Source organism: Nitrospira sp. BLG_2, from assembly GCF_049222245.1.
This window is the reverse complement of record NZ_JBLYIG010000059.1, coordinates 1-3,996: the sequence shown is the minus strand read 5'-3', so window position 1 is coordinate 3,996 and position 3,996 is coordinate 1. Positions and strand designations below refer to the sequence as shown.

Below are 3,996 nucleotides of genomic sequence, written 5' to 3'. Positions count from 1 at the left end.
CAACATGAAGGCATTCCTTTCATTACAGACGACCGTCGGAAGCCACGCCCTGACCGTCTGAATCAATGGAGGATACCTATGGCAGCAATGCGCGGCTGAGACTATCCATAGGAATGCGATTTTTTTGTCGATGCTTTTGCGAGGTCGTGTCCTCGGATGGACGACAAGCGCAATGGCTCATTATCTGCATTCCAAGGAGGCGAATTCGTCACGCCATCAAACGCCGCTACTCGATCCCCTGTTGCACCGCATATCGCATGAGTTCGGCGTTGTTCTTGAGACGGAGTTTCTCCAGAATGCGGCCACGGTAGGTACTGATCGTGGTGATTCCTAGATGCAAGTGCTTGGCGATTTCCGAAACGGTCTTCCCGGAGGCCAGGAGACGCATCACTTCATACTCTCGGTCGGACAGAAGCGCTTGCGGGTGCTCCTCGTGACCTCGGTGAAGCATGTGCACGAGCTTTTCACCAAGCGACTGGTTCACATACCGCCCGCCCGTGCATACCTTCTTCACGGCGGCCACGAGCTCCTGTGGCGCGCTGGCCTTCGTCAGATACGCGTTCGCTCCCGCCTTGAACATACGGACGGCGTACTGATCCTCGGGATGCATACTCAAGATGATGACGGGCAGTTGCGGGCATTCAGCTTTCACTTGCTTGAGGGCCTCGGTGCCGGCGGTGCCCGGCATGCCGATGTCGAGGATCAACACATCCCACGTCTTGTGCCGGATGGACTGCAGCAGGTCGTGGGCGTTCCCGCATTCACCTACGGTCATAGCGCTCAGACCGTTGATCAGGAGATCCTTCACTCCTCGTCGGAACAACGCATGATCGTCGGCAATCAGAACTTTCAACATCGACATCCAGGGTATCGGTTTTTCCGGACCGTCAAGACAATCGAGCGAACAAGACAAACCGGCGCTTACGCCATCGGCAATCGCACCGTGACCGTCGTTCCCTTCCCCGGCCAGCCGGCGATCTCAGCCTGACCTCCCAGACTGCTTGCGCGCTCCTGTATACCCAACAGGCCGAACGAGAACGCCTCCGCCGGTTTTTCGGAAGGAATCCCCTCTCCATCATCCTGAACCTCGAGCAATAGGGCACCGTTCCTCTGCGCCACCAGCACCCGAACAAAGGTCGCCTTGGCATGGCGCGCCACGTTCGTGAGCGCCTCCTGGCAAATCCGGAACGCGGCCGTTGCCTGTGCGCGGTCGAGATCGATTTGCTCCTGCGAGGCCTCGAAAAGACAGCGGATCCCACTGCGCCGTTCAAAGTCCTGGCATTGCCATTCCATTGCCGCCACCAAGCCGAGATCGTCCAAGATTCCCGGCCGCAGTTCCACCACCAATCGCTGGACCTCGGCGATCGTGGCGTCCACTTCGGCGGTCATTGAGCCGATCTTCTCCTCCATCGCGTTGCGGGGGAAGGTCGACTCACGCGTCAATGACTGCAATCGTGCCAGGTCCAGTTTCAGGCAGGTCAATCGGACGCCAAGCTCATCGTGTAGCTCGCGCGCAATCCTGGTCCGTTCTTCCTCGCGTACCGATTCCATGCGCCGCGACAGTTTCCGAACGCGGTCCAGCGTGTCCCGCAATCGATCCTCCGCCCGCTTGCTCTCGGTGATGTCATGCGTAACGGCCAGATGTTCCGTTTCGCCGGAGACGGGATTCCTGAAGGGGGCCGCATGGCTTTCCATCCAGCGTCGCGCGCCTTTGAGCCCCTGAATTTCGAACTGGATCGTGCGCGACCGTCCGGCGAGCACGTCGTGATGCATGTCCACGAAGGCGGTCCGATGTTCGGGCACGACGAGATCGAACACGCACAGGCCGATCGCCTCATCCTCGCGGCCGGCCTCGATCAGTTTCAGCCCCGCTGGATTCATCTGCAGTAACGTGCCGTCTGCCGCCACCCGTTTGATGCATCCCGGTCCGGTGCTGAGCATGAGCGAAATGAGCAATTCTTGTTTGTTTCGCTCCTCTTCCGCCCGCTTGCGCTCGGTGACGTCGCGCACGAACGCACAGTGGTATTCCTTGCCTTCGTGGATCAAAAAATTGACACTCACTTCGATGGGGATCAGCCGGCCGTCTTTTGCCCGATGGGCCGTCTCCATCACCATCGTCCCACGCCGCTGGGTTTCCTCCCAAAACCCCGGCCACATGTCGGCCTGAAAATCGGGATTGAGATCGTGGACGGTCATGGCGCGCAACTCGTCTCTCGAATAGCCCAGCATGCGGCTTGCGGCCTCATTCACATCCAGGATCTTGGCTTGCGAATCGACCCAGTACACGGCGTCAGCGGCCCGCTCGACAGAGAATTTCGCCAGCCGCAGGGCCTTCTCCGTCCGTTTCCGCTCGGTGATGTCATGGGCCAAATAGATCAAGCAGGGAACGGCCTCGAATTGGATCAAATCGAGGTACACCATGAGAGAGCGGGTCTCTCCCGACTTGGTCCGAAGCCGTCCTTCCCGATTATGCAGCCGGCCCTGTTCCTGAATATCCCGTAGCATAGTCGCGCGTTCCGATGGATCGTCCCACAAGCCCAATTCTATGCTCGTACGGCCGATCATTTCCTCACGCTTGTATCCGGTCAACCGACTGAGCGCTTCATTCACATCGATAAACCGGCCTTCCGCGACGGTACTGATCCCGACAGCGGACGGAGTCCAATTGAAAAGGGTTTGAAAGTGTTGTTGTGAGCGGATCAAATCCTGAATGAGCCGGTCTTGCTCTTGTTGCAGCTGCTTGCGTTCGGCAACATCGCGTAAAATAACGGTCAAGAAGGTTTTGTCGATGACCTTGGCATGAGAGATGGACGCCTCGATCGGAAACTCTTCTCCATTGGCTCGCAGCCCGTACAACTCGCCGGGTCTCCCCATCGATCGGGAAGTTGTTCGTGTCAGAGCAAAGGCCCTCACGTGATCGTGATGCGCATGCCTGAACCGCTTCGGAATGAACCGGTCAAGCGGTTGTCCGATCGCATCGGCCGCTTTGCAGAGAAACATGGATTCTGCCGAGCGGTTAAAGACGACTATGCGTTCCTCTTCGTCCACAGTGATGATGGCATCCATAGCCGACGCGATAATTCCTTTGAGTCGCGCCTGCTGAGTCATCAGCTCCTGCTCCGCTCGCTTCCGCTCACCGATGGGAAGCAGCGCCGTCCGCCAATGGGTGATCTGCTCCTGCCCGTTGTGAATCGCGAGGCTCTCAAGCTGGACCCAAGAAGTGCCGCCGGCTTTGTCTCGGAGCCGGCCCTCGCAACTTTGCCGCGCGCCGGTCTTCAAGACCTCTCGACAATGCCGGTGAAAGAGATCCTGATCCTCCAATGCAAAGAATCGGATGAGCCGCTGCCCGATGAGTTCCTTTCGGTTGATACCGAGCACTGTCCCGGCCCTTGAATTGGCCTCCAGAATCACGCCGTGCGCATCCAACGTCAGATGGGCCGCCGGAGCAAAGTCATAGAGCTCCATATAGCGGTCGCGGGCGGCTTCAAGCTCCAACTGTGTCCCGCGCAGCTCCTGGTTCTGCGTATCCAGTTCGATCTGATGTGCTTGTAGTTCATGCACGAGTCGTTGGATGTCTTTGACCGGCATGGTCGCGACGTCATCCTGGGTTGCTGGGAGCAGTTGCTCCGCATGCCGACGCAACTCGGGCCTCTTTGTGAATCCTTCCGCTGTCTTGGCCGGGTTTGTAGAAGATATCGCCTGCGCCGGAGGCAGTGCGGCGTACACAGAGCGCCGCTTGGTAGCCTTGCTTTTGACGTCGATCTTGGTAGGCGCTGATCTTTTCTCGAATTTTCGCGGCGTAGCCATCACAAAGTCCTCGCTTTGGGATGTCAGCGACGGCGGTATCCGGCAAGTCGTCGCCCGCAGCTGAGAGACTCAGTCGTATCCGAGTCTACGCCTTTTCCCGCGTGCGAGACAAGCATATGGGTGGGGCACATGAGGCGGCACGGTTCAAAAGGAGAACAATGGGTGGAAACAGCGAGACAAAGGATGTTC

At 58.3% G+C, this 3,996-nt stretch carries 2 protein-coding genes; both read right to left on the bottom strand.

What is annotated here, in order from left to right:
* Window positions 1–226: 226 nt before the first annotated feature.
* Entirely contained in the window at window positions 227–856 is a 630-nt protein-coding gene (locus ACOSYY_RS01645; protein WP_421660523.1) for a response regulator, read from the bottom strand.
* Window positions 857–921: 65 nt separating this feature from the next.
* Complete coding sequence (locus ACOSYY_RS01640) at window positions 922–3,807, bottom strand: sensor histidine kinase (protein ID WP_421660522.1); 2,886 nt, start codon at window positions 3,805–3,807, stop codon at window positions 922–924.
* Window positions 3,808–3,996: the final 189 nt, after the last annotated feature.

Coding starts and splice junctions, on each gene's coding strand:
- ACOSYY_RS01645 (WP_421660523.1), bottom strand. CDS start 856: ATGTTGAAAGTTCTGATTGCCGACGATCATGCGTTGTTCCGACGAGGA.
- ACOSYY_RS01640 (WP_421660522.1), bottom strand. CDS start 3,807: ATGGCTACGCCGCGAAAATTCGAGAAAAGATCAGCGCCTACCAAGATC.